The sequence below is a fragment of the Massilia suwonensis genome (assembly GCF_042655665.1).
Lineage (GTDB): Bacteria > Pseudomonadota > Gammaproteobacteria > Burkholderiales > Burkholderiaceae_D > Telluria > Telluria suwonensis.
This window is the reverse complement of the sequence record NZ_JBHSMR010000013.1, coordinates 48056-72158: the sequence shown is the minus strand read 5'-3', so window position 1 is coordinate 72158 and position 24103 is coordinate 48056. Positions and strand designations below refer to the sequence as shown.

Annotated in this window: 23 protein-coding genes; 20 read left to right on the top strand and 3 right to left on the bottom strand. The window is 66.9% G+C overall.

Annotation, left to right across the window (positions count from 1 at the left end; all coding sequences use genetic code 11):
• Positions 1 to 131 precede the first annotated feature (131 nt).
• The 7 genes from ACFPQ5_RS08255 to ACFPQ5_RS08225 all read left to right on the top strand — a co-directional run bounded on the left by ACFPQ5_RS08255 (position 132) and on the right by ACFPQ5_RS08225 (position 5883).
• Positions 132 to 518 carry a phosphonate transporter gene (locus ACFPQ5_RS08255; RefSeq protein ID WP_379753406.1) on the top strand — a complete coding sequence of 129 codons (387 nt, stop codon included), beginning with the start codon at positions 132 to 134 and terminating at the stop codon, positions 516 to 518.
• Positions 515 to 1870: a sensor domain-containing diguanylate cyclase gene (locus ACFPQ5_RS08250; RefSeq protein WP_379753403.1), complete on the top strand. Its 1356-nt coding sequence runs from the start codon at positions 515 to 517 to the stop codon at positions 1868 to 1870. Before ACFPQ5_RS08255 ends, ACFPQ5_RS08250 begins: the two co-directional genes overlap by 4 nt.
• Entirely contained in the window at positions 1833 to 3632 is a 1800-nt protein-coding gene (locus ACFPQ5_RS08245; protein WP_379753400.1) for a putative bifunctional diguanylate cyclase/phosphodiesterase, read from the top strand. Before ACFPQ5_RS08250 ends, ACFPQ5_RS08245 begins: the two co-directional genes overlap by 38 nt.
• A gap of 101 nt (positions 3633 to 3733) precedes the next feature.
• On the top strand, positions 3734 to 3988 hold the full coding sequence (locus ACFPQ5_RS08240) for a hypothetical protein (RefSeq protein ID WP_379753397.1): 255 nt from the start codon (positions 3734 to 3736) through the stop codon (positions 3986 to 3988).
• 138 nt (positions 3989 to 4126) lie between these two features.
• Positions 4127 to 4459 carry a hypothetical protein gene (locus tag ACFPQ5_RS08235; protein ID WP_379753394.1) on the top strand — a complete coding sequence of 111 codons (333 nt, stop codon included), beginning with the start codon at positions 4127 to 4129 and terminating at the stop codon, positions 4457 to 4459.
• A 238-nt stretch (positions 4460 to 4697) separates the two neighbouring features.
• Positions 4698 to 5429 (top strand): DNA-binding protein, encoded by a 732-nt coding sequence (locus ACFPQ5_RS08230; RefSeq protein ID WP_379753391.1) that lies wholly within the window; start codon positions 4698 to 4700, stop codon positions 5427 to 5429.
• Complete coding sequence (locus ACFPQ5_RS08225) at positions 5404 to 5883, top strand: hypothetical protein (protein ID WP_379753388.1); 480 nt, start codon at positions 5404 to 5406, stop codon at positions 5881 to 5883. Before ACFPQ5_RS08230 ends, ACFPQ5_RS08225 begins: the two co-directional genes overlap by 26 nt.
• A 42-nt stretch (positions 5884 to 5925) precedes the next feature.
• On the opposite strand, the gene ACFPQ5_RS08220 is transcribed toward ACFPQ5_RS08225, so the two are convergent.
• Positions 5926 to 6393: an Lrp/AsnC family transcriptional regulator gene (locus tag ACFPQ5_RS08220; protein WP_379753385.1), complete on the bottom strand. Its 468-nt coding sequence runs from the start codon at positions 6391 to 6393 to the stop codon at positions 5926 to 5928.
• A 298-nt stretch (positions 6394 to 6691) separates the two neighbouring features.
• On the opposite strand from ACFPQ5_RS08220, the gene ACFPQ5_RS08215 reads away from it, so the two are divergent.
• The 13 genes from ACFPQ5_RS08215 to ACFPQ5_RS08155 all read left to right on the top strand — a co-directional run bounded on the left by ACFPQ5_RS08215 (position 6692) and on the right by ACFPQ5_RS08155 (position 22935).
• Complete coding sequence (locus tag ACFPQ5_RS08215; RefSeq protein ID WP_379753382.1) at positions 6692 to 7558, top strand: DMT family transporter; 867 nt, start codon at positions 6692 to 6694, stop codon at positions 7556 to 7558.
• An 83-nt stretch (positions 7559 to 7641) separates the two neighbouring features.
• Positions 7642 to 11088, top strand: coding sequence for a transcription-repair coupling factor (mfd, locus tag ACFPQ5_RS08210; protein WP_379753379.1), 3447 nt, complete (start codon positions 7642 to 7644; stop codon positions 11086 to 11088).
• A gap of 5 nt (positions 11089 to 11093) precedes the next feature.
• Positions 11094 to 11936 (top strand): phosphoserine phosphatase SerB, encoded by an 843-nt coding sequence (gene serB, locus ACFPQ5_RS08205; protein ID WP_379760036.1) that lies wholly within the window; start codon positions 11094 to 11096, stop codon positions 11934 to 11936.
• 331 nt (positions 11937 to 12267) lie between these two features.
• Entirely contained in the window at positions 12268 to 13572 is a 1305-nt protein-coding gene (locus tag ACFPQ5_RS08200) for an SGNH/GDSL hydrolase family protein (protein ID WP_379753376.1), read from the top strand.
• A 109-nt stretch (positions 13573 to 13681) separates the two neighbouring features.
• Positions 13682 to 14089: a hypothetical protein gene (locus ACFPQ5_RS08195; RefSeq protein ID WP_379753373.1), complete on the top strand. Its 408-nt coding sequence runs from the start codon at positions 13682 to 13684 to the stop codon at positions 14087 to 14089.
• Between the two features lie 277 nt (positions 14090 to 14366).
• Positions 14367 to 15524, top strand: coding sequence for an ABC transporter substrate-binding protein (locus ACFPQ5_RS08190; protein WP_379753370.1), 1158 nt, complete (start codon positions 14367 to 14369; stop codon positions 15522 to 15524).
• Positions 15525 to 15635: 111 nt separating this feature from the next.
• Entirely contained in the window at positions 15636 to 16526 is an 891-nt protein-coding gene (locus tag ACFPQ5_RS08185; protein WP_379753367.1) for a branched-chain amino acid ABC transporter permease, read from the top strand.
• Between the two features lie 2 nt (positions 16527 to 16528).
• Positions 16529 to 18481, top strand: coding sequence for a branched-chain amino acid ABC transporter ATP-binding protein/permease (locus tag ACFPQ5_RS08180; RefSeq protein ID WP_379753365.1), 1953 nt, complete (start codon positions 16529 to 16531; stop codon positions 18479 to 18481).
• 11 nt (positions 18482 to 18492) lie between these two features.
• A complete protein-coding gene (locus tag ACFPQ5_RS08175; protein WP_379753362.1) occupies positions 18493 to 19221 on the top strand; it encodes an ABC transporter ATP-binding protein in 729 nt (242 codons plus the stop codon).
• A complete protein-coding gene (locus ACFPQ5_RS08170; protein WP_379753359.1) occupies positions 19221 to 20132 on the top strand; it encodes an EamA family transporter in 912 nt (303 codons plus the stop codon). Before ACFPQ5_RS08175 ends, ACFPQ5_RS08170 begins: the two co-directional genes overlap by 1 nt.
• A gap of 28 nt (positions 20133 to 20160) precedes the next feature.
• Positions 20161 to 20481, top strand: coding sequence for a hypothetical protein (locus ACFPQ5_RS08165; RefSeq protein ID WP_379753356.1), 321 nt, complete (start codon positions 20161 to 20163; stop codon positions 20479 to 20481).
• 185 nt (positions 20482 to 20666) lie between these two features.
• Positions 20667 to 21776, top strand: coding sequence for a hypothetical protein (locus ACFPQ5_RS08160; protein ID WP_379753352.1), 1110 nt, complete (start codon positions 20667 to 20669; stop codon positions 21774 to 21776).
• A gap of 97 nt (positions 21777 to 21873) precedes the next feature.
• Positions 21874 to 22935 carry a PEP-CTERM sorting domain-containing protein gene (locus tag ACFPQ5_RS08155; RefSeq protein WP_379753349.1) on the top strand — a complete coding sequence of 354 codons (1062 nt, stop codon included), beginning with the start codon at positions 21874 to 21876 and terminating at the stop codon, positions 22933 to 22935.
• A 7-nt stretch (positions 22936 to 22942) separates the two neighbouring features.
• Here ACFPQ5_RS08155 and ACFPQ5_RS08150 read toward each other — a convergent pair whose 3' ends face one another.
• Together ACFPQ5_RS08150 and ACFPQ5_RS08145 are read right to left on the bottom strand one after the other, a co-directional pair.
• Positions 22943 to 23359: a hypothetical protein gene (locus ACFPQ5_RS08150; RefSeq protein WP_379753346.1), complete on the bottom strand. Its 417-nt coding sequence runs from the start codon at positions 23357 to 23359 to the stop codon at positions 22943 to 22945.
• Positions 23356 to 24096 carry a Mut7-C RNAse domain-containing protein gene (locus tag ACFPQ5_RS08145; RefSeq protein ID WP_379753343.1) on the bottom strand — a complete coding sequence of 247 codons (741 nt, stop codon included), beginning with the start codon at positions 24094 to 24096 and terminating at the stop codon, positions 23356 to 23358. Before ACFPQ5_RS08145 ends, ACFPQ5_RS08150 begins: the two co-directional genes overlap by 4 nt.
• Positions 24097 to 24103: the final 7 nt, after the last annotated feature.

Sequence of the window (24103 nt, the reverse complement as noted above, 5' to 3'; positions counted from 1 at the left end):
CGGGGCGGCTATTCTGTCAACCGCAGCCGATTTGTGACGGAAAGTGGCACACACGATTGACACTCGGGCGCACACATGCCAACATTTGTTTCCTCAAATCAATCAATTCATTTTCAGGCGGAGAACGACACATGACCAGTGCTACCCCTACCTTCGACACGCGCGGCCTGGCCGACATCCTCGACGCCAGCAGCCCGGAGCAGCTCGACGCCCTCGACTTCGGCGTGATCGGCTTCGACGCCGACGCCAAGGTCCAGCGCTACAACGCCTTCGAATCGCAAGCCGCCGGCCTGTCGCCGCAGCGCGTGATCGGCGAGCCGCTGTTCACCAACGTCGCGCCCTGCCTGAACAACTTCATGGTGGCCCAGCGCTTCGAGGACGCCGCCTTCGACGCTGCCGAACTCGACGACACCATCGACTACGTGCTGACCCTGCGCATGCGTCCGATCAAGGTCAAGCTGCGCCTGCTGGCCAGCGCCGACAGCGCCACCCGCTACGTCCTGGTCCAGCGCCGGTGATCGACTTCCACAACGACGTGGACAGCCTGCGCGCTGAACACGAAGCCCTGATGCAGTTCCTGTACCTGGCGCCGGTCGGCCTGGTACAAGCAGGCATCGACGGCGAGATCGTCATGATCAACCCGATCTCGGCCCAGCTGCTGATGCCGCTGTCGCCGGACGGCTGCCTGACGAACCTGTTCACCGCGCTCGAGGGCGTCGCGCCCGACCTGCGCCTGCAGTGCGCGCAGTACGCGCGCCCGACGGGCATGGTGTTCGAGGGCCTGCACATCCACCTGCGCGCGGAAGACCGCCGCGGCGTGCCGCAGATCCTCTCCTTCACCCTGCTGAAGCTCGACGACGCGCGCATCATGGCCGTGATCCAGGACGTGACGACCGAAGTGCGGCGCGAACGCCAGCTGCGCCAGAGCGACGCCTGGCTGAACGCGATCCTGACCCGCATCAGCGACTACGCGCTGGCCGCGGTCGACCGCGAAGGCCGCCTGTGCGACTGGAACGACAGCATCGCGCGCGTCACCGGCTTCGGCGAGCACATCGTCGGCTCGCCCTACTCCATCTTCTATCCGCCCGACGCGATGACCGGCGAGCACCTGCTCGACCGCCTGCGCGAGGCCGACGCCAACGGCTGGAGCATGGACGAAGGCCTGCGCCTGCGCGCCGACGGCAGCCAGTTCTGGTGCAGCGCCCTGATCGCGCCACTGCCCGACCGCGAAGCCTTCGGCGACGATCCGAGCGCTCCGGCTTACTGCCTGATCCTGCGCGACATCAGCGACAAGCGCGCCGCCACCGAGAAGCGCCGCCAGGCGGCCTTCTGCGACCATCTGACCTCGCTGGCCAACCGGCGCGCCTTCTTCGAGGCGGCAGAACTGGAACTCGAGCGCGCCGCCCACACGCCGCGCGCGCTGGCCCTGATCGTGTTCGACGCCGACCACTTCAAGCACATCAACGACCGCTATGGCCATCCGGCCGGCGACCGCGTGCTGTGCGACCTGGCCAACGTGCTGCGCGATACCTTCCGCGCGGTCGACACCGTGGCGCGACTGGGCGGCGAGGAATTCGCCGTGCTGCTGCCCTCGACCGGCATCGAGCAGGCGCTGCAAAGCGCCGAGCGCCTGCGCCAGGCCGTCTCGACCCGGCTGGTGGCGGCGGACGGCTTCGAGATCGCCTACACTGTCAGCGCCGGCGTCGCCGTGTTCGAAACCGATATCGCGGGCGGCATCGACCTCCTGATCAAGCGCGCCGACGAGGCGCTGTACCAGGCCAAGGCGGACGGACGCAACCGCGTCGCGTCCTGGAACCCGGAACTGAGCACACATGCAAACACTCCACAGCGAAGCCGCAATGCAGGTTGAGCAGATCGACGCCTACGAGGCCCTGGTGCAGTTCCTGTACCGGGCCCCGATCGGCCTCGTGCAAACGGACCTGAGGGGTTCGGTGGAGATGCTCAATCCGATGGCGTCCAACCTGCTGATGCCGCTCGCGCGCGACGGCGGCCTGGACAACCTGTTCGCCACGCTCGAGGATGTCGCACCCCGGCTCAAGGAGATGGCCGACAGCTTCGACCAGCCCTCGGGCGTGGTCTGCGAAGCGCTGCGCGTGCCGCTCGGCCCCGACCACAGCGCGCCGGGTGCGCCGCAGGTGCTGTCGATCAGCCTCTTGAAGCTCGATCCGGAACGCCTGATGGCGGCGCTCACCGACGCGACGCTCGAAATCCAGCGCGAGCAGGAAAACCTGCGCCGGCGCCTGCGCAGCGCGGCGCGCACCGACATCCTGACCCGCCTGCCGAACCGCGCCGCCGCCGTCGAGCAGTTGCAGACCCTGCTCGACCGCACGGGCAGCGAAGACCGCTTCACGCTCCTGTTCATCAACTGCGACCGCTTCCGCCAGATTAACGACACCCTCGGCCAGAGCGCCGGCGACCGCCTGCTGACCGGCATCGGCGACCGCCTGCTGGCGGCGCTGGCCGACCGCATGCGCGCCGGCGGCCTGCCGGCCAATGGCCGCATCGATCCGGCCGCCGGCGGCGCCGGCCTGGTGGCGCGCCTGGGCGGCGACGAATTCGTCGTGCTGCTCGACGGCCTGCGCCACCCGGACGAAGCCGAGCGCCTGGCCCTGCGCCTGCTCGACGCTCTGGCGCGCCCGCACCAGGTCGACGGCCACGAGGTGGCCTGCCGCGCCAGCATCGGCGTCTTCTGGGACGCCGGCGCGGACGGCGGCCGCGGCGCCGACGACATCATCGGCGACGCCAGCATCGCGATGGTTGAAGCCAAGCGTGCCGGCGGCGCCCGTCACCTGGTGTTCGAAGCGGCGATGCGCGAACGCGCCGCACGCCGCGCCGACATCGAGGCCCAGCTGCGCACGGCCCTGGCCGAGGAACAGCTGTTCGTGATGTACCAGCCCGTGGTCGGCCTGAACCCGGACGGCTCGACCGATTACTCGGCCGGCGTCGAGGCGCTGGTGCGCTGGCAGCATCCGGTGCGCGGCCTGGTGCCGCCCTTCGACTTCATCGGCGTGGCCGAGGAATGCGGCCTGATCGACGCCATCGGCGACTTCGTGCTGGAACGCTCCTGCCTTGACTTCATGCGCTGGCGCGAGCAGCTGGGCGAAGCGGCGCCGCGCCTGATCGCCGTGAACCTATCGCGCGCCCAGCTGGCCCAGCCCGACTGGATGGCCAAGGTGGCCGCCATGCTGGAGCGCAGCGGCATGCCCGCCGCCAGCCTGCAGCTGGAGGTCACGGAAAGCCTGGCCGCCCAGGACGAGCACATCCAGGTGCGCCTGCACGAACTGAAAAGCCTCGGCATCAAGCTGGCGCTGGACGACTTCGGCACCGGCTATTCCTCGCTGTCGAGCCTGCACCTGCTGCCGGTCGACACCGTCAAGATCGACCGCTCCTTCGTCTGCAAGGCCGACACCAGCCACCACCACCGGGTGCTGATCGAGGCGACCGTCAAGGTGGCGCAGAGCCTGGGCATGAACACGGTGGCCGAAGGCATCGAGACCCAGGCCCAGGCCGACGCCGTGCGCGCCCAGTTCTGTGCCAAGGGGCAAGGTTACTTCTACAGCCGCCCGCTGGTGTCGACCGCGCTGGTCGAGTGGCTCGGCGCGCAGCGCTGACGCTGTCCGGTCCGTCCTACAAATCGGTCAGCCGATTGCCTATGGCGCCGCCCGGCGCCGGGCCGCATGATGGAACTCCTGTTCACAAGGGGAGAGCGACCATGAAGCATCTGACTACCTGCGTGCTGTTCGTTGCCGGGCTCGGCCTGGCGGGTTGCAGCAACATGGGGACCAACAGCAGCGGATCGACGGAAGGCGCCGGCGCGATGACTGGCAGCGGCACCGGCAGCGGCACGGGCGGCACGGCGCGCACCAGCGGCGGCGCCGAGGCGGCGAATGCCGACGTCAAGGGTTCCACCAGCGCCACCGGCGCGGTGCCCGCCAACACCACCCCGAGCAACACCGGACAGCGCTGAGGCCGGCCCTTAACTCCGGGTCACACCGGACATTAACTGTCCGGTATCTCCTACACGTATTGACGCTTCCTTCCTATGGCGGCCGCAAACGTGCGCTCGCATGATGAAGACCTCAAACCAATATGGAGGGAAAAGAATATGAAACGCACCATCACCACCGTCATCGTCGCCGCCTCGCTGGGCCTGGGCCTGGCCGCCTGCAAATCGACCAACTCGATGGACAGCTCCTCGGGCACCAGCTCGTCGGGCATGAGCAGCTCCTCGGGCATGAGCAACTCGACCGGCACGACCGGCAGCGGCGCCATGACCGAGCGCGGCAATCCGACCACGGGCGCCACCGGCAGCACCCCGACCACCGGCACCACCGGCCAGCCTGCGGGCACTTCGGGTTCGTGGGGCTCCGGCACGACCGGCACCTCGGGTACGACCGGCACCACCACGCCACCAGCCACGACCGGCACCGGCCGCTGATCGGCCCGGGTACGCTGCGGCGTGCCTGTTTGTTTCCTGCGCCAGCGCTCGCCGCTGGCGTTGTCGTTTCTGCCTGTATTGAAAGCGATCCGACAATGTCAAGAATATTACAGTGAGGCAATAACGCCACACTGCGTACCGGTGGCGGTCCCGGCCGGCGCTTTCAAGCCTTGCAGCCGCCCAGCTTCGCCGATCGCTCGCTTATCATAGCGCGCGTCACCCACAACTTTTTCGCTCAATGACCACGGATTCATCCAGCCAGGACATCACCTACGACGAAGTCGCCGCCGCGGCCGCCAAGCTGAAGAAAGCGGGCACGCCCGTGACCCTCGACGCGCTGGTCGAGGAACTCGACGGCGCCTCCCCCAGCGCCATCGGCCGCCACCTGCGCGCCTGGCGCGCCGAACATGAGCAGCCGGCGGAGCCCGCGCCGGTCGAACTGCCGGCCGCGCTGGCCGCCGAGCTGGCCAAATGGGCGCGCCAGCATGCCGAGGAAGCCGGCGCCGGCCCGCGCGAAGCGATGGCGCGCCTGGAGCGCGACATGGACGAGCTGATCGAGGCCGGCAGCCGCCTCGAAGCCGATCTCGACAGCGCCAACAGCGCACGCTACGCGGCCCAGGCCGCCGCCGAGGAGCGCTCCGAGGAAATCGAACGCCTCAACGCCGAATTGCGCAATGCGCGCCAGGTCGCGATGGACGCCTTGGTCAACAAGGCCAAGGACCAGCTGGCCATCGACGGCAAGGATGCCCAGCTGGCCGACCTGCGTACCCAGCTCGAGCGCAGCGTCGCCGCCCAGGCGGCGCAATCGGATGCGCGCCTCGCGGCCGAGATGGAACTGGTCGGCGCCACTACCGCGCGCGACAGCCTGGCTGCCGAGCTCAAGGACGTGCAGGCGCAGCTGGCGCAGGCCAAGAGCGATCGCGGGGCCTTGCGCATGGAGCTCGATGCGCTGCGCAAGAAAGCGAAATAATGACGCCAGCGCGGTGGCCGGCGTGCGCGGACCGGCGCCCCTGTCGCCCGCAGCACAGGCGCGTCAGGACGAAGTCGGCAAGCGCCTGGCGCCGGGCATGACCATTGCCCTGAATAACGCCGCACTCGTGCGCGAAGCCGCCAGCCTGTGCGCGCGTGCCCATCCGGCATCCGCGCAGCTGTACCGGCAGGCGTACCGCGACTGGGAAGACCGCAACGGCGCGGTCGTCAAGCGTGCCTATGTGCTGCTGGCGAAGTACTTCCCGAAGACGCCGCGCAGCGAGGCCGACGCCATCGCGCTGCGCAGCGCCTACGACACCCTCGGCGTCGTCAACCGCGGCGTCCCCGCCCAGCGGATCAAGTGGTGCGCCCAGACGGGTGCCGACATCGCCAATGGCAAGATCGACCTGATCAACATGGAACAAGTCGCTTTGATGTTGCGCGAGAAGGCGTAACAAAACCGGCGGCGTCGGTGCGGGCGCCGCGGTCCGGTTTGGTCATGGCGTAACCGACACCGTCCGCTTCAGGCAGCGCAGGGTAAACGTCGAACGCGTGTGCCGCACGCCCGGCAGCTTGTAGAGTTTCTGGCGCAGGAAACGCTCGTAGCCTTCGGTCCCCGACACCGCCACCTTGATCAGGTAATCGTATTCCCCCGACAGCAGGTAAGCTTCCATCACTTCCGGCAGCTCGGCCAGCGCGTCCGAAAACGCCTGGAAGATCTCGTCGTCGTGGCGGTCGACCGTCACTTCGATGATCACCGTGTCCGGCACGCCCAGCGTGCGCTGGTCGAGCACCGCGACGTAGCCGCTGATATGGCCGCTCTCTTCGAGCGCGCGCACCCGGTGCCAGCAGGGCGTGGGCGAGAGGTTCACGGCCTCGGCCAGCTTCTGGTTGCTGATCCGGCCGTCGCGGCTCAGGGTGCGCAGGATCTTCCTGTCGATCTCGTCGAGCACTCCCTCCTTCATGTACAGCCCCTCCTGTCTATACGAGTTTGAATAGATAATTCTTCTTCATTTTACCTCAAACACAGCAGAAATATCCGCAACATCCGCATATCGCCCGGGTGAACGAAAGAATATTTTTTGTGCGCTGCAGTAAAATCCTTGTTCGCCTTTTACATAGGACAAAGCGCTGCGATTCCTCGTCCGAACGCGCTCTTTGCCTGCAATGCAGCAACAGGATTCTGGAGTATTCGTGTCGGAAGCAGTATCTCGCGCAGGACTTGGACTTCGGGTCGACGCCCGCAACACCGAGCTGCCGCTCATGTTGGTCACCCCCGCCCTCTTCGCCGCCAACCTCGTCGTCGCCCGCTGGGCCGAGAGCGCGGCGTTGCCGCCGCTGTTCCTGGCCTTCGGACGCTGGGCGCTGGCCTTCGCCCTGCTGCTCCCAAGCGTCGGTCCGCGCCTGTGGACGCACCGCCACGCGATCATGGCCCACTTCCCGCGCCTGATGCTGCTGGCCGCGCTCGGCATGGGCCTGGCCGTCGGTCCCCAGTACATCGGCGCGCGCCATACCAGCGCGGCCAACATCGCCATCATCTTCGCGGCCTGCCCTGCACTGGTCATGCTGCTCGAAACCCTGGTGTGGAAAGCGCCATTGAGCCGCAAGCAGGCCGGCGGCATGCTGCTGGCCATCCTCGGCGTGCTGGTCGTGCTGTCGAAAGGCGACCTGTCCGCGCTGGGCGGCATGGCTTTCGGCACGGGCGACCTGTGGGTGGTGCTGGCCGCGAGCGGCTGGGTGCTGTACACGGTGCTGGGCAAGCGCATGGCCCTGCCCCCGCTGCCGAGCATCGTCAAGCTGGCCGCGCTGATCGGCGGCGGCGCGCTTGTGCTGGCGCCCTTCGCGGTGCTGGAAGCCTCGCTCGGCATTGTTGCCAACTTCAGCGATCCGCGCCTGTACATCGCGCTGGCCTTCCTGGCCGTGGTGCCGAGCCTGGGCGCCTACTTCTGCTTCGACCGCTTGGTGATGATCGCAGGTCCCGCGCGCGCCAGCCTGTCGGTCTACCTGATCCCGCTGTTCGCCACGCTGGCCGCCTGGCCGCTGCTGGGCGAGGCGCCCCACCTGTACCACGCGGTGGGCTTCGGCATCATCCTTGCAGGCGTCGCACTGGCAGCGGGACGGCGCCGCTGAGCAAGCGTCGCGTGCGGGGCGTCGTGGTGTCGGTTCGTCTATAATGAACGACCCAACGGCCCGACCTGACACCGCACGCCTGCATGCCTTTCGACCTCAAAAAGCACCTCCCGAAACCCGGTAACCGTTTCGTCCTGCCAGCGCTGGCCGGCTCCTCCGATGCGTACGCACTCGCGGTCGCCGGCCTGGCGTTCAAGGCGAACAAACAAATGCTCACCGTCGTCGTGGCCAACGCCAGCGACGGCCAGCGCCTGCTCGACGAGGTTCCATGGTTCGCCGACGGCAAACTGGCATGCCATTTGCTGCCCGACTGGGAAACGCTGCCCTACGACGCCTTCTCGCCGCACCAGGACCTGGTGTCCGAGCGCCTGGCGACGCTGCACGAGATCCGCAACGGCCAGTGCGACGTGCTGGTCGTCCCGGCCACCACCGCGCTGGTGCGCCTGGCGCCGCCATCCTTCCTGGCCGCCTACACCTTCTTCTTCCGCCAGGGCGAGAACCTGGACGAAGCGAAGCTGAAAGCCCAGCTGACCCTGGCCGGCTATTCGCACGTGTCGCAGGTGATGTCGCCCGGCGAATACTCGGTGCGCGGCGGCCTGATCGACCTGTTCCCGATGGGTTCCGCCCTGCCCTACCGGCTGGATCTGTTCGGCGACGAGATCGAGACCATCCGCACCTTCGATGCCGACACCCAGCGCTCGCTGTATCCGGTGAAGGAAGTGCGCCTGCTCCCGGGCCGCGAATTCCCGATGGACGAGGCTTCCCGCACGGCCTTCCGCAGCCGCTGGCGCGAAAGATTCGAAGGCGATCCGTCGAGGGCTCCAGTGTACAAGGACATCGGCAGCGGCATCGCCTCGGCCGGCATCGAATACTACCTGCCGCTGTTCTTCGAAGAAACCGCGACCCTGTTCGACTACCTGCCCGAAGACAGCCCGCTGGCCCTGGTCGGCGACATCGATGCCGCCATCGAACGCTTCTGGCTTGATACCGAATCGCGCTACCGCTTCCTCAAAAGCGACCGCGAACGCCCGATCCTCGAGCCGCGCGAGCTGTTCCTGTCGAGCGAACAGTTCTTCACCTGCGCCAAGCCGCACGGGCGCTGGAACATCGGCCGCGATCCGAACGCGCCGGCATCGGAGCTGTCCGCGCCGATTCCCGACATCGCGGTGAACCGCCGCCTCGAAGACCCGCTGGCGCCGCTGCGCGCCTTCATCGCCCGGACCAGTTGCCGCGTGATGATCTGCGCCGAATCGAACGGCCGCCGCGAGACGCTGCAGCAGTACTTCAACGAATACCACTTCGACGTTACGCCGGTCGAAGGTTTCGAGGGCATGCGCGCGAGCGACGCGAAACTCGCGCTGGGCGTGGCGCCGCTGCAGGCCGGCTTTGAACTACTGGAAGAGTCGAGCGGCTGCATCGCCTTCATCACCGAGACCGAGCTGTATGCGGGTTCGGGCCGGCGCGCCGGCAAGAAGAAGCAGGAAGCCTCGAGCCAGGTCGAGTCGATGGTGCGCGACCTGTCCGAGCTGAAGATCGGCGACCCGGTGGTCCACATCAACCACGGCATCGGCCGCTACATGGGCCTGGTCTCGATGGACCTGGGCGAAGGCGAGACCGAGTTCCTGCACCTCGAATACGCCAAGGACACCAAGCTGTACGTGCCGGTATCGCAGCTGCACGTGATCTCGCGCTACTCCGGCACCTCGCCCGAAGACGCGCCGCTGCACTCGCTCGGCTCCGGCCAGTGGGACAAGGCCAAGAGAAAGGCCGCCGAACAGGTGCGCGACACCGCGGCCGAACTCCTGAACCTGTACGCGCGCCGCGCCGCCCGCACCGGCCACTCCTTCGAATACTCGAGCATCGACTACGAGAACTTCGCCCAGAGCTTCGGCTTCGACGAGACGCCGGACCAGGCCGAAGCGATTTCCAACGTCATCAAGGACATGACCTCGGGCCGCCCGATGGACCGCCTGGTCTGCGGCGACGTCGGCTTCGGCAAGACCGAGGTCGCCCTGCGCGCCGCCTTCATCGCCGTCATGGGCGGCAAACAGGTCGCGATCCTGGCGCCGACCACGCTGCTGGCCGAGCAGCACGCCCAGACCTTCGCCGACCGCTTCGCCGACTGGCCCGTGAAGATCGCCGAGCTCTCGCGCTTTCGCACCGGGAAGGAGATCAACAACGCGATCAAGGGCATGGCCGACGGCACGCTCGACATCGTGATCGGCACCCATAAACTGCTCTCGCCCGACGTGAAGTTCACGCGCCTGGGCCTCGTCATCATCGACGAGGAACACCGCTTCGGCGTGCGCCAGAAGGAAGCGCTGAAAGCCCTGCGCGCGGAAGTGGACGTGCTGACGCTCACCGCAACGCCGATCCCGCGCACGCTCGGCATGGCGCTGGAGGGCTTGCGCGACTTCTCCATCATCGCCACCGCGCCGCAGAAGCGCCTGGCGATCAAGACGTTTGTCCGCAGCGAGGACGGTTCCGTGATCCGCGAGGCCTGCCTGCGCGAACTGAAGCGCGGCGGCCAGATCTACTTCCTGCACAACGAAGTCGAGACCATCGAGAACCGCCTGTCCATGCTGCGCGAACTCCTGCCGGAGGCGCGCATCGGCGTGGCCCACGGCCAGATGCACGAGCGCGACCTGGAAAAGGTGATGCGCGACTTCGTGGCCCAGCGCTTCAACATCCTGCTGTGCACGACCATCATCGAGACCGGCATCGACGTGCCGACCGCGAACACGATCATCATGCACCGCGCGGATAAATTCGGCCTGGCCCAGCTGCACCAGCTGCGCGGCCGCGTCGGCCGTTCGCACCACCAGGCCTATGCGTATTTGCTGGTGAACGACGTGTCGAACCTGACGAAGCAGGCGCAGCGCCGGCTGGACGCGATCCAGGCGATGGAAGAACTGGGCAGCGGCTTTTATCTCGCCATGCACGACCTCGAGATCCGCGGCGCCGGCGAAGTGCTGGGCGAAAACCAGTCGGGCGAGATGCTCGAGATCGGGTTCCAGCTGTATTCGGACATGCTGAACGAAGCGGTACGCGCGCTGAAAGCCGGCAAGGAGCCGGATCTCGCCGCGCCGCTGTCGACCACCACCGAGATCAACCTGCACGTGCCGGCCTTGCTGCCGGCCGACTTCTGCGGCGACGTCCACGAGCGCCTGTCGATCTATAAACGCCTGGCCAACTGCGAAAGCCAGGGCAAGATCGACGACATGCAGGAAGAGCTGATCGACCGCTTCGGCAAACTCCCGGAACAGGTCAAGGCCCTGATCGAGACGCACCGCCTGCGCATCGCGGCGAAGACCGTCGGCATCGTCAAGATCGACGCCCACGGCGAAGCGGCCAACCTGCAGTTCATGGAAAAGCCGCCGATCGATCCGATCAAGATCATCACGCTGATCCAGAAGAACCGCCACATCAAGCTCGCGGGCCAGGACAAGCTGCGCATCACGGCCGCCATGCCTGATTTGGCAGCGCGCGTGCTGCAGGTGAAGCAAACGATCAAACAACTACTGGCTTAACGATGATGAATCTGGTGTTACAGGGGCCGCAGGCCTCGCAGGACGTGCTGCAATCGCTGGCGGCGCCGGCGCGGCCGGCACGCTCGGTTTCCCTGTCTTCCGGCGCGCTGCGCTGCGAAGACGTGGACGCCGCGGCCGACGTGGTGGAAGCCGTGCAGGCCGCGGCACTCGCGGCGCAGGTCGACGCGACCTTCATCGAAGCCGGCCGCAGCCTGTCCGACTTTTCGCTGGTCGCGATGGACATGGACTCGACCCTGATCACGATCGAGTGCATCGACGAGATCGCCGACATGCAGGGCCTGAAGGCGCAAGTGTCGGAGATCACCGAAGCGGCGATGCGCGGCGAACTCGATTTCGCGGCCAGCCTGACGCGACGCGTGGCCCTGCTCGAAGGACTGGAAGCCTCGGCGCTGGAACGCGTGTACGCCGAGCGGCTGCGCCTGTCGCCCGGCGCGGAAACCATGCTGGCCGCGGTGCAGGCCGCCGGCCTCAAAACGCTGCTGGTCTCGGGCGGCTTCACCTTCTTCACCGACCGCCTGAAACCCCGCCTCGGCCTGGACTACACGCACGCCAACGTGCTCGAAACCGAGAATGGCCGCCTGACCGGGCGCGTGCTCGGCGGCATCGTCGACGCGGAGGAAAAGATGCGTACCGTGCAGCGCGTCTGCGCCGAGTTGGGCGTACCCACTTCGCGCGCGATCGTGATGGGCGATGGGGCCAACGATTTGAAGATGATGGGCGTGAGCGGGCTGTCGGTGGCGTTCCGGGCCAAGCCGGTGGTACGGGCGCAGGCGGATGTGGCGCTCAATTTCAGCGGGCTGGATGGGGTGTTGGCGGTGCTTGCTTAAGCTGTCGCTGTGCCGGCATCTGGTGGGCACGGGGCGCCCACCCTACGACTTGCTTAAGCTATCGCTGCGCCGGCATCCGGTGGGCACGGGGCGCCCACCCTACGACAACCCTTGGCCTCGGCCACCCTGCCGTAGGGTGGGCGCTCCGTGCCCACCATCAAATTGCTCGAACGCAAGCCATAACTCAACAATGTCTGCGCCAGCGCAAATCCCCTGCTGTGCGTCTCTTGAGTCGTCCACGGCCCGGGTTTTAGATTGGTCATTGCAACCCGCCCTGCATTTTCCCCGCATGGCGGCACCGGTTCGCCAACCTGTCCGACGGAGCATGACCATGAACGACGATTCACCCGCACCCGAAGCCGGTTCGAGCCGGCGTGCGTTTCTGAAGGCCGGTCCCGCGCTGGCCACCTCATTGGCCGCCTCGCTGGCCGTTCCCGCGCTGCCCGCGCGCGCGCAGACTGGCAGCGCGGTGCGCTGGTGCACGACCTGGGGGGCGGCCCCGGCCGGGCCGCCGCCGGCGGCCAGCATCCAGACCTATTCCAGCCAGACCCTGCGCCTGATCGTCCACACCAGCATCGGCGGCAACCGGGTGCGCATCCGGATCTCCAACGAAATGGGCTCCGCGCCGATGCGCATCGGACGCGCCACCATCGCCCTGCGCGCCAGCGGCGCGGCGGTCCAGCCGGGCACCCTGCGCGAACTGCGCTTCGGCGGCGTCCCCTCGGTCACGCTGCGCGGACGGGCGCCGGCCGTTTCCGACGCGCTCGACTTCGCGGTGCCGGCGCAGGCCGACCTCGCCATCAGCCTGTACCTGTACGGCAGCACGCCGGGCACCACCCTGCACAACACCGCGCTCCAGCACAGCTACGTGTCGCCGGGCGGCGACTATACCTCCACCGTGTCCATGCCGGTGACGCGCAACCTCACCTCCTGGCCCTTCCTGACCGCGGTCGACGTCGACGCCGCCGTGCCCAGCCTGGTGGTGCTGGGCGACTCGATCACCGACGGCCAGGGCAGCACCATCAACACGAACCGGCGCTGGCCCGATTACCTGGCGCGGCGCCTGCAGTCCTCGCTGGGGGCGGCGGGGCGCATCGGCGTGGTGAACCGCGGCATCAGCGGCAATTTCCTCCTCTACGACAACCCGAACGGCCTGCTCGCGGGCTACGCCACGCCCGAGCGCTTCGACCGCGACGTCCTGTCGACCAGCGGCGTGCGCTACCTGCTCATGCTGATCGGCATCAACGACGTGCGCGCCAGCTCGGTCACGAACCCGGTGCCGGCAAGCGAGATGATCGCCGCTTATCGCCAGCTGATCATGCGCGCCCAGGCGCGCGACATCGCGGTCATCGGCGCCACCCTGACGCCCTTCGAAGGCTTCTCGTCCTATCACCCGGTGCTGGAAGGCTTGCGGCGCACGGTGAACGACTGGATGCGCGCCAGCGGCGAATTCGATGCCCTGCTCGATACCGACGCGGCCGTCCGCGACCCGGCGCAGCCGACCCGCATCCTGCCCGCCTACGACAGCGGCGACCACCTGCATTTCAACGACGCGGGCTACCAGGCGATCGCTAATGCGGTGCCGCTCGCGTCCTTCCTGGCGGGGGCGACCGCACCGAGCGAGCAGAGCGCTTAAAGCGCGGGAAAGGCCGCATTGTATCGATGCGGCCCGAGGTGTAACACTCTGTAATTGCGCGCCAAAATGGACACGATAAAACTATGATGGCGGGATCAGGAGGACCGCCATGAAAAAACTCGTATTCGTATTTGCCTCGGTTGCCGCCGTGGCCGTGCTGGCCGGCTGCGCCGCGCCTGGCCCGGGCCCGGCCAACTACGGCACCCGTGCCTATGCCCAACCCGATCCGAACGGCTGGCAGACCGTTTCCGTGACCCCGGTGCCGCTCGGGACCGGCGCCCGTGCGGGCGATGCCGGCGTCGTCACCAGCTCGAACGTCGTCGTCAATCCGGCACCAAGCTATGGCGGCCAGCCGCTCTACAGCGCACCGCCCGTCTACGCCGCGCCGCCGGTCTACGGGGCGCCGGTGTACGTCCAGGATCCGTTCTGGTACCCGCCGGTTTCGATCGGCCTGGGCTTCAGCTTCGGACGCAGCTGGGGCGGACACCGCCACCACGGCGGCTATCGCCGGCGTTGATACCGCTCGCGCCGGCTGCACGCTGGCGCAACAATGCACCAAAAAAGGGAGGCCGCACGAATCGTGCGGCCTCTTTTATTTTGCGGCTTTATACGCGCATTTCCTTACCAATTTCTTACAAAGTGTTATCTACGTTGCATGGTGCAATGCGTCATAGCAATCGATTGCTGTTGGCCAATTGCTATCCTACAATGGGTCGGTCGATGGCCCGATAGCGGCATTTTTCCGCGCCGGGTACCACGTCATGCATCACTAAAAACACACTACGGAGACGGCGATGAATTTCAAGTTGAAAGCATTGGTTGCAGGTGTAGCACTGGGTTTTTCGATGTCGGGCATGGCTGCGGAGCCGATCAAGATCGGCGTGTCCGGTCCCTTCACGGGCGGTTCGGCGCCGATGGGCGTCTCGATGCGTGACGGCGTCAAGCTGGCCGTCAACGAGATCAACGCCGCCGGCGGCGTCCTCGGCCGCCAGATCCAGCTGGTCGAGCGCGACGACGAAGCGAAGAACGAGCGCGGCGTGCAGATCGCCCAGGAACTGATCAACAAGGAACGCGTCGTCGCCACCGTCGGCTACATCAACACCGGCGTCGCCCTGGCCTCGCAGCGCTTCTACCAGCAGGCGCAGATCCCGGTGATGAACAACGTCGCCACCGGCTCCGTCATCACCCAGCAGTTCGCCACCCAGCCGACCAACTTCGTCTTCCGCAACTCGGCCAGCGACGCCATCCAGTCGCAGATGATCGTCGACGAGGCGATCGGCCGCCGCGGCTTCAAGAAGGTCGCGATCCTGGCGGACTCGACCAACTACGGCCAGCTGGGCCGCGCCGACCTCGAAAAGGCGCTCGAGAAGAAAGGCATCAAGCCGGTCGCCGTCGAGAAATACAACCTGCAAGACGTCGACATGACCTCGCAGCTGCTGAAGGCCAAGCAGGCCGGCGCCGAAGCCGTGCTGACCTACGGCATCGGCCCGGAACTGGCGCAGATCGCCAACGGCATGGAAAAACTGGGCTGGAAAGTGCCGATGATCGGCAGCTGGACGCTCTCGATGGCGAACTTCGTCGACAACGCCGGCAAGAACGGCGAAGGCACGCGCATGCCGCAAACCTTCATCCAGGACGCCAACACGCCCAAGCGCAAGGCCTTCATCGACGCCTACGTGAAAGCCTACAACCCGCCGGGCGGCCGCATGCCGTCGGCCGTGTCGGCAGCCCAGGGCTACGACTCGATCTACCTGCTGGCCGCGGCCATGAAGCAGGCCAATTCGACCGAAGGTCCGAAGATCGTCGCCGCGCTGGAAAACCTGAACACCAAGGTCGAAGGCGTCGTCACCACCTACGAGAAGCCGTACAGCAAGGCCGACCACGAAGCCATCAACTTCAACAACACCGTGTTCGGCGAAGTGCGCGGCGGCCGCGTGATCCACGCCAAGTAAGGCAGCGGTAGATTCGCTGATCGTGGCCAGCCGGGATCGTCCTGACTGGCCATTTTCTTGTTGACCGGAGGCGCCGGGCCCTGAGCCTGTGCGTCTTCTTCAGGTGAATTCATGGATATCCTTTTGCAGCTGGTCTTCAGCGGAATCGCGCTCGGCATGATCTATGCCGTTGTCGCGTTCGGCTATCAACTTACCTTCGCCACTTCCGGTACCCTCAATTTCGGCCAGGGCGAAGCCCTCATGCTGGGCGCCCTGGTCGGCCTGTCCCTGGTCGGCGGCATCCACGGCGGCCCCTACATGAGCTATGTGCTGATGATCCCGCTGGTGATCGTCTTCGGCGCGCTGCAGGGCATGTTCGTCGAATGGATCGGCGTGCGTCCGGCGATCAAGATCAAGTCCGAATTCGGCTGGATCATGTCCACCATCGCACTGGCCATCATCTTCAAGAACGTGGCCGAGAACATCTGGGGCAAGGACGTGCTGCCCTTCCCTTCGCCGCTGTCCTCGACCCCGTTCCAGTTCATGGGCGCCAACGTGCAGCCGATGCAGGTGGCCGTGATCATCGGCGCGCTGGCGATCATGCTGGCCGTCGAACTGTTCAACCGCAAGTCGATCTACGGCAAGGCGGTCGTCGCCACCTCGAACGACCGCGACGCCGCCGGCCTGATGGGCATTAACACGGGCCGCGTGATCACCTTCTCGTACGCGCTGTCCTCGGCCACGGCCGCCTTTGCCGGCGCCCTGATCGCGCCGCTGACGCTGACCAGCGCCACCATGGGCGCCTCGCTCGGCCTGAAAGCCTTTGCGGTGGCGATCATCGGCGGGCTGACTTCCGGCATGGGCGCCATCGTCGGCGGCCTGATCCTCGGTATCGCCGAAACCGCGACCGGCTACTACATTTCGACCGGCTACAAGGAAGTGCCGGGCCTGATCCTGCTGCTGCTGGTGCTGGCGGTGAAACCGTCGGGCCTGTTCGGCAAGGCCGCGATCAAGAAAGTCTGAACATGACAAAATCGAAACCGCTCCTGATTGCCAGCGTGCTGGGCCTGATCGTATTGGCCGTGTACCCGCACGTCTTCACCAACCCGTATTACATCCACCTGGCCGAAACCATCCTGATCTACGCGATCCTGCTGTTCGGCCTGGATATCGTGGTCGGCTACACCGGCCAGGTCTCGCTCGGCCACGCCGGCCTGTTCGGCGTCGGCTCTTACGTCACCGGCATCCTGGTGATGAAGCTGGGCGCGCCCTGGTTCCTCGCCGTCCCCGCCAGCATCGCCATCTCCGCCGTCTTCGGCGCCATCCTGGCGCTGCCGGCACTGCGTGTCACGGGGCCGTATCTGGCCATGGTGACGCTCGCCTTCGGCACCATCGTCCAGATCATGATCAACGAGATGACCTTCCTCACCGAAGGCCCGCTCGGCATCATGGTCCCGAAACCGCACGTGCTGGGCAAGGAACTGACCGAGGTCGAGTACTTCTACATGTGCGCCGCCTTCATGGTGCTGTCGCTGCTGCTGGTGCACCGCCTGCTGAAATCGAACATCGGGCGCGCCTTCGAGGCGCTGCGCGACAGCCCGATCGCGTCCGATTGCATGGGCGTGTCGGTGTACCGCTACAAGGTCTACGCCTTCGTCATCAGCGCCGGCTTCGCGGGCCTGGCCGGCAGCCTGTACGCCTACTCGGAACAGTACATCTCGCCGAACACCTATAACTTCGAGCTGACCATCCTGTTCCTGCTGGCCGTGATCATGGGCGGCCGCAAGACCCGGGTCGGCGCCATCCTCGGCGCGATCATCGTCGTCATGCTCCCCAGCCTGCTCTCGGACATCGCCCTGTTCCGCAAGATCGCTGTCGCCGCGGCCGTGCTGGGCGTGATCGGCTCCGCGCTCGCGCTCACCCGCGGCAAGTCGACGCCGCGCAAGGTGCTGGTGCCGCTGGTGGCCACCATTGGTCTCGCCGTCTGGTCCTACCGGATCGAGAACATGGTCGACTGGCGCCTGACCATCTTCGGCCTGATGACCCTGTTCGTCGTCTACTACCTGCAGGACGGTATCGTCGGCTTCTTCCGCCAGCTGTTCGGCCGCCGGGTGGCCCACACCAGGTCCGTGGATGCGGACGCGAGCGCCGATGCCTTCGAAGGCGTGGCGAAGCGCGATACGGGCGGCGACCTGCTCCGGGCCGAGCAGATCCTGATGCAGTTCGGCGGCCTGAAGGCCCTGAACCAGGTCGACCTCCACGTCAAACGCGGCTCGGTGCATGGCCTGATCGGCCCGAACGGTTCGGGCAAGAGCACGATGATGAACGTCCTGACCGGCATCTACAAGCCGACCGCGGGCGGCGTCGTGTTCGCCGGCCAGCCGATCACGGGACGTACGCCCTCGCAGATCGCGCTCGGCGGCGTGGCGCGCACCTTCCAGAACGTGCAGCTGTTCGGCGAGATGACGGCGACAGAGAACGTGCTGGTCGGCCTGCACCACACCTTCCGTTCGACCGTGTTCGACGCCATGGTGGCGACGCCGCGCCAGCGCCGCGAGGAAGCGGCGGCACGCAAGCGCGCAGCGGCCATCCTCGAATTCGTGGGTCTCTCGGATCTCGCCGACGAGGAGGCGCGCAACCTCCCCTACGGCAAGCAGCGCCTGCTGGAAATCGGCCGCGCGCTGGGCCTGAATCCGCAGTTGCTGCTGCTCGACGAACCGGCCGCGGGCCTGACCGCGCCCGACATCCGCGAGCTGATGGCGATCATCCGCAAGATCCGCGACCACGGCATCACCATCATCCTGATCGAGCACCACATGGACGTCGTGATGTCGATCTCGGACACGGTCACCGTGCTCGACTTCGGCCAGAAGATCGCCGAAGGGATGCCGGCCAGCGTGCAGGCCGATCCGAAAGTGATCGAGGCCTATCTCGGCGGCGCCAGCGAAGCCACCCCATCGGCCACGGCCGCGGTATAAGGAGACCGACCATGTTATCCATACAAAACCTGGAAGCGGCCTACGGCAAGGTGCAGGTCCTGCACGGCATTTCGCTCGACGTCCCGCAAGGCAAACTGGTTACCCTGATCGGCTCGAACGGCGCCGGCAAGACCACCACCATGCGCGCCATCTCCGGCATGATCAAGCCGAAGGCCGGCAGCATCACGCTCGGCGGCCGCGACATCACGGGCCTGGACTCGCACCGCATCGCGCGCGCGGGCCTGGCCCACTCGCCGGAAGGACGGCGCGTGTTCGCCACCATGAGCGTCACCGACAACCTGCTGCTGGGCGCCTTCCCGCGCTTCACCCGTGCGCGTCCGAAGGGCGACGTCCAGCGCGACCTCGACAAGGCGATGGACCTGTTCCCGCGCCTGAAGGAGCGCCGCAACCAGCTGGCCGGCACGCTCTCCGGCGGCGAGCAGCAGATGCTGGCCATGGCGCGCGCCGTGATGCTCAATCCGGACGTGGTGCTGCTCGACGAACCCTCGATGGGCCTGGCGCCGATCCTGGTCGAGGAAGTCTTCCGCATCATCACGCGCCTGAAATCCGAAGGCGTGACCATGCTGCTGGTCGAGCAGTTCGCGGCCGCCGCGCTGAATGTGGCCGACTACGGCTACGTGCTGGAGAACGGGCGCATCTCGGTGCACGGCCCGGCGGAGAGCCTGAAAAACGATCCGAAGGTGGTGGCAGCCTATCTCGGCGGCGGGCATTCGCACTGATGCGTGAACCGGGGGCGCTCGAAGGGCGGGATTACGCCGCCGCCCTGTGCGTCGTGCTGGTCTGGGGCACCAACTTCGTGGCCATGAAGCTCGGCCTGCGCGAAGTCACGCCCTTCCAGCTCGGCGCCGGGCGCTACCTGTTCGCGCTGCTGCCGCTGCTGCTGTTCGTGCGTCCGCCGAAGCTGGCCGCGCGCTGGGTGATCCTCTACGGATTGTTCCAGGGGGTCGGCCAGTTCGGCCTGCTGTTCCTGGCCCTGCGCGCCGGCATGTCGGCCTCGCTGGCGCCGGTGATGCTGCAGATGCAGGTGTTCTTTACCGCCCTGTTCGCGGCGTTGATCCTGAAGGAACGCATCGAGCGGCGCCTGCAGGCCGCGATGGGCATCGCCGCCCTGGGTCTCGCGTGCCTGTGCGTCGATGCGCTCGGCCGCAATTCGACGGTGACGCTGATGGGCTTCGTGCTGAGCGTAGCCTCCGCGGCGATGTGGGCGGCCTCGAACATCGTGGTGCGCATCGCCCAGCGCAGCACGCCGCAATTCGACGTCCTGCCCTTCATGGTGTGGAGCTCGATGGTGCCGATCCTGCCTTTCATCGCGCTCTCGCTGGCCTTCGATCCACCTTCCACCAGCTGGGACCTGGCAGCGGTCTCGCTCACCGCCTGGTCGTCCATGGCCTACCTCGGCTGGTTCGCCACCATCCTCGGCTATGCAATGTGGACGGGCCTATTGAAGCGCCATCCGGTCAACCGCGTCGCGCCCTTTTCGCTGGCGGTGCCGCCGGTCGGCATCGCGGCCGGCATGCTGTTCCTCGGCGAGACCGTCACGCCCTGGCAGTGGGCCGGGATCGCGCTGGTGGTGGCTTCGCTGGCGCTGGTGATGCTCAGGCCGCGGTCGCGCGCCGCCGCCCCCGTATAATTGCGGTTTCGACAGCACGGCTCTCACCATGACGACCTCCAAATTCTCGCGCTACACCGGCTCGCGCATCTTCTGGTTCTTGTTCGGCCTCGGACTCGGCGGCCTGGGCCTGTGGAGCGGCCTGCGCCAGGGCCTGGTCGGCGAAACGCTGATCGGCCTGGGATTGGTGCTGGTAGGCGTGCAGGGCCTGCTGCGTCCCGTGGTCCTGACACGTGCCGGCAAGATCGGCAAGGAAGAAATGATGCGCGACGTGTCGGTCGGCTCCGAAGTCCTGCACGGGATGTTGTCGCTGGCGATGGCGGGCCTGCTGATCGCCGGCTTCGTGCTGAAATACGTGATCAAGATGTAAGGCGGGAACTGGATTTGCCTCCCATCAACTCGTATTTCCTGAAATCATTTTAAGCGCAGATAACGTCGCGTTTCCCCCACGTTACTATCTTTTAAGCATATTTTATTATCGATATTGCTGTTTTGAGATCGAATAGAATTTCCTGATGACATACCCTGTAGGACCGATCCTACTTGGGCCTGTCCATGGACCGTTCGTATCCACGCACTTACCCTTATTCTCGCCGTCTCGAGCAGCGGCTTCGTTTCCAGCGCCGCGCCCTGGCGGGCGTGTCGATTGCCATCGCCGCCGGCGCACTCGCTTACGCGATCCTGCCGGAACCGGCGCCCTACGCCACCTTGGCGGAGTTTTCCGCTATGCCCGCTGTTGCGGCGGCACCAGCCCCGGCGCTTGACGCGACGCCGGCCGCGCGCCGCGTGTACCGCTACTCGGTCGTGCCGGGCGGCGCACTCGACCGGGCGGAACTGGCACAGGTCATCCGCAGCGACAGGCTCGTCGCCGCGCATTATGCGGACTTCGATGTGGAGCGGGCGTATGCGGCCACGGTATCCGCGCCGCGCGCGGTATATGTCTCCTACCGCAAGGACGGCAAGATCTACTGGACGAAAAAGAAAGTCATGCTGCAGTCGGGCGAGACCCTGCTCACCGATGGCCGCAACGAGATGCGTGCGCGCTGCGCCAACCGGATCTCGGACCAGCCCCGCTTCCCGGTCGAGCAGGACGCGCCCAGCCCCGAGACGCTCGACCTGCTGGTCAAGGAAGAACCGGCAGGAGACGGCAGCAGCATCGCCTTTGTCGGCATGCCGGACTTCGAGGACGATGTGCCGGGACTGGGCAGGCAGCCCCACCTGCCGAGTGGGCCGGCCAACCCGCCCCCGGCCCCGACCCCGCAGCCGTCCCGTCCGCCGATAGCCGGCTCGCCGGCACCCGGCCTGTCCTGGCCGCCGATGGGCTGGTTCGCCAACCCGGGCCTGCCGCCGCTGGCGGTCCATCTGCCGGACACCCAGTTGCTGGCCTCGCTCACGCCGCCGCCGCTGGCGCACTGGACGAGCGTGCAGCCCGATCCCTTGCTGGACACCGGCCCGGGCGATCCGTTGCCGCCGCCGCTCGTCGATCCCGAGCCCTTCGTGCCCAGGCCCGATCCCGGCCAGCCGACGCCGCCCAATCCTGCGCTCGATTCGCCGCCGTCCGACGTCCCCGAACCGTCCAGCGCCTGGCTGGCCGGCGCGGCCTTCCTAGCGATGCTGATGCATTCCCGGAAGCGCGGCCGACCGGCCGCCGGCAAGCCCGGTTGACCGATTAACAACAGAAATCGGATCTTTTCCGGTCGGGCTCTGGATTTACTAACGGTAACGCTTTATGCTGTAGGACAACTCCTACTCACGGATCAGCATGAATCGCGGCTACCGCTACACCTTGCGCCTCGGGCAACGCGCCCGGCTCCGACGCCGCCTGACGGCAGGCGTGCTGGCGAGCTTCGCCGTGTGCGCGCTGGCTGCGGTCTGCATGCAGCAGCCAGAGCCGATCCGGGTGACATCGATAGCCGCACCGGCTCCCCAGCTGCTGGCCGCCGCGCCCGCCGAATCCGGCAAGCAGCGCCCTGCCCGCATCGTCTACCCGTATTCGGTGGTGCCGGGCGGCGTCGCCAGCCAGGCCGAACTGGTGCGGATCGTCCGCACCGACAAGGTCGTCGCCGCGCACTACGCCAGTTTCGACGTCGCCAGTGCGCGTCCCGTCACGGTCGCTGCGCCGCGCGCCGTGCACGTTTCCTACCGCAAGGGCGACCAGGTCTACTGGACGGCGAAAAAAGTCATGCTCAAGGCCGGCGAAACCCTGTACACCGACGGGCGCAACGAGATGCGCGCCCGCTGCGCGAACCGGATCTCGGACGTGGCCCGCTTCCCGGTCGAGGCGCAGGATCCCGACCTGGAGCTGCTCGAAGCTTCCTTTGCGGAAGGCGTCGAGGAAGAGAACGGCGCGCTGGTGACGGTCGGCGGACCCGAACTGGGCGACGCGGTCACGAACACCGCCAAGGCCAGCAGCGTTCCTTTCGTCTCCACGGCGGGCGCCAGCCAGGCCGCATCGTGGCGCGCGCCGCTCGACGCCGGCGGCCTCGGGCTGGCGCCCCGGTTCGGCGACTTGCGCAACATGGGATTGCTGTCCACCGGCTGGACCGTCCAGCCCGGCACGAGCGTCGGCAGCGGCAGCGCGACCGACCCCGTCAGGGGATCGGCGCCGCCGATTCTGGTGGCGGTCGACACGCCGGCGCAGCCGGACGAAGTGCCCCCTTCCGATCCCGATCCCTTCATTCCGAAGACCGACCCGGCCAGGCCGCTGCTCCCGGACAGCACGCTGCCCGACGCCACCAAGCCGGCCGACGTGCCCGAACCCGGCACCCCCTGGCTGCTGGCAGCGGCACTCACGGCCCTGCTGGCGCTGCGCCGCAAGGACTGAAGGGGCGCTAGGCCGCCCCGAACAGGTCGCCCGCATCGAGGATCGCCCAGGCAATCTCGGGCTTTTCCTGCAGGCGCTTGCGCACCGCCGCCGGCACCGACTGGCGTACCTTCTTGCACAGGCCCGGCTTTTCCTCGAGCACGATGATGATGCCGCGCATCGTACGCACCTCGTTCGGACCGGCTTCGATGCGCAGCTCGGCGCCGATGTTCCTGCGGATGACTTCCTGCACGTGCTTCAGCTCCTCGTAGCTGTCGATGCGCTCGATGCGTTCGATCAGCTTCTGCTCCTGCCTGCGGTCGATCGCCAGCGGCCGGATGTCGGCCCCCGGCTCGGCCAGCAGGCGCTCGCGTTCGCAGACGCAGGCGCCGGGCGGGCACTCGGTGCGGATCGGAAACGGCAGCGGTGGCAAGGCAGCGGTCACGGGCGTTCGGGACGCGAAGGAGGAGCTGAGGATTCTAGCGGAAACACGCCCGCCAGCATCGCCAGCATGCGCTTGTGGTGCGAACCTTTCCAGAACACGCCGCCGCAGTGGTCGCAGGTCGTGAATTCCTCGTGCGTTGCGCGTACCGATTCCGGCAGGCGATCGAGCACCTCGGCCTTGGGCACCGCGCGCAGCGGCAGGTTGCAGTGCAGGCAGAGGGTGAAAGGCCGGGCCAGCGCGGCCAGTCCAAGGCGATCGAAGAGTTCGCGCAATTGCGCCTCCGGCCGGATCGTGTGCAGGTAACAGCCCTGTTCGACCTCGCGCCGCTTCAACAGTTCGCGGTCGCGCGTGAGGACCGTGCGGCCTTCGCGCGCGGCGATGGCGACGATGTCCTCGTCGCGGTAATCGTTCTCGTAGAGGGTGTCGAAGCCTGCCATGCGCAGCAGGCGCGCCAGGCCGCCGAGGTGGGCGTCGGCGATGAAGCGGATCCCGGGCGCCGCGGACGCGCGCTGCGGATGCAGTTCCAGCGCGTCGTCCTCTGCCAGCAAGCGACCGAAACCGGCCGCCGCGCCATTCACGATCAGGGTCCCGACCTCGGTATGCGGCACGCCCAGCGCCTCGATCATGTGCTTGGCGGTGGCGGCCCGCGCGCAGGGCGCGGCGAACGCCCTCTCTCGCCGGTCGCGCGGCAGGAAGTCGTTCAGTTCGCCGAAAAACCGGAACGTGGCCTCGACCATGATGGCA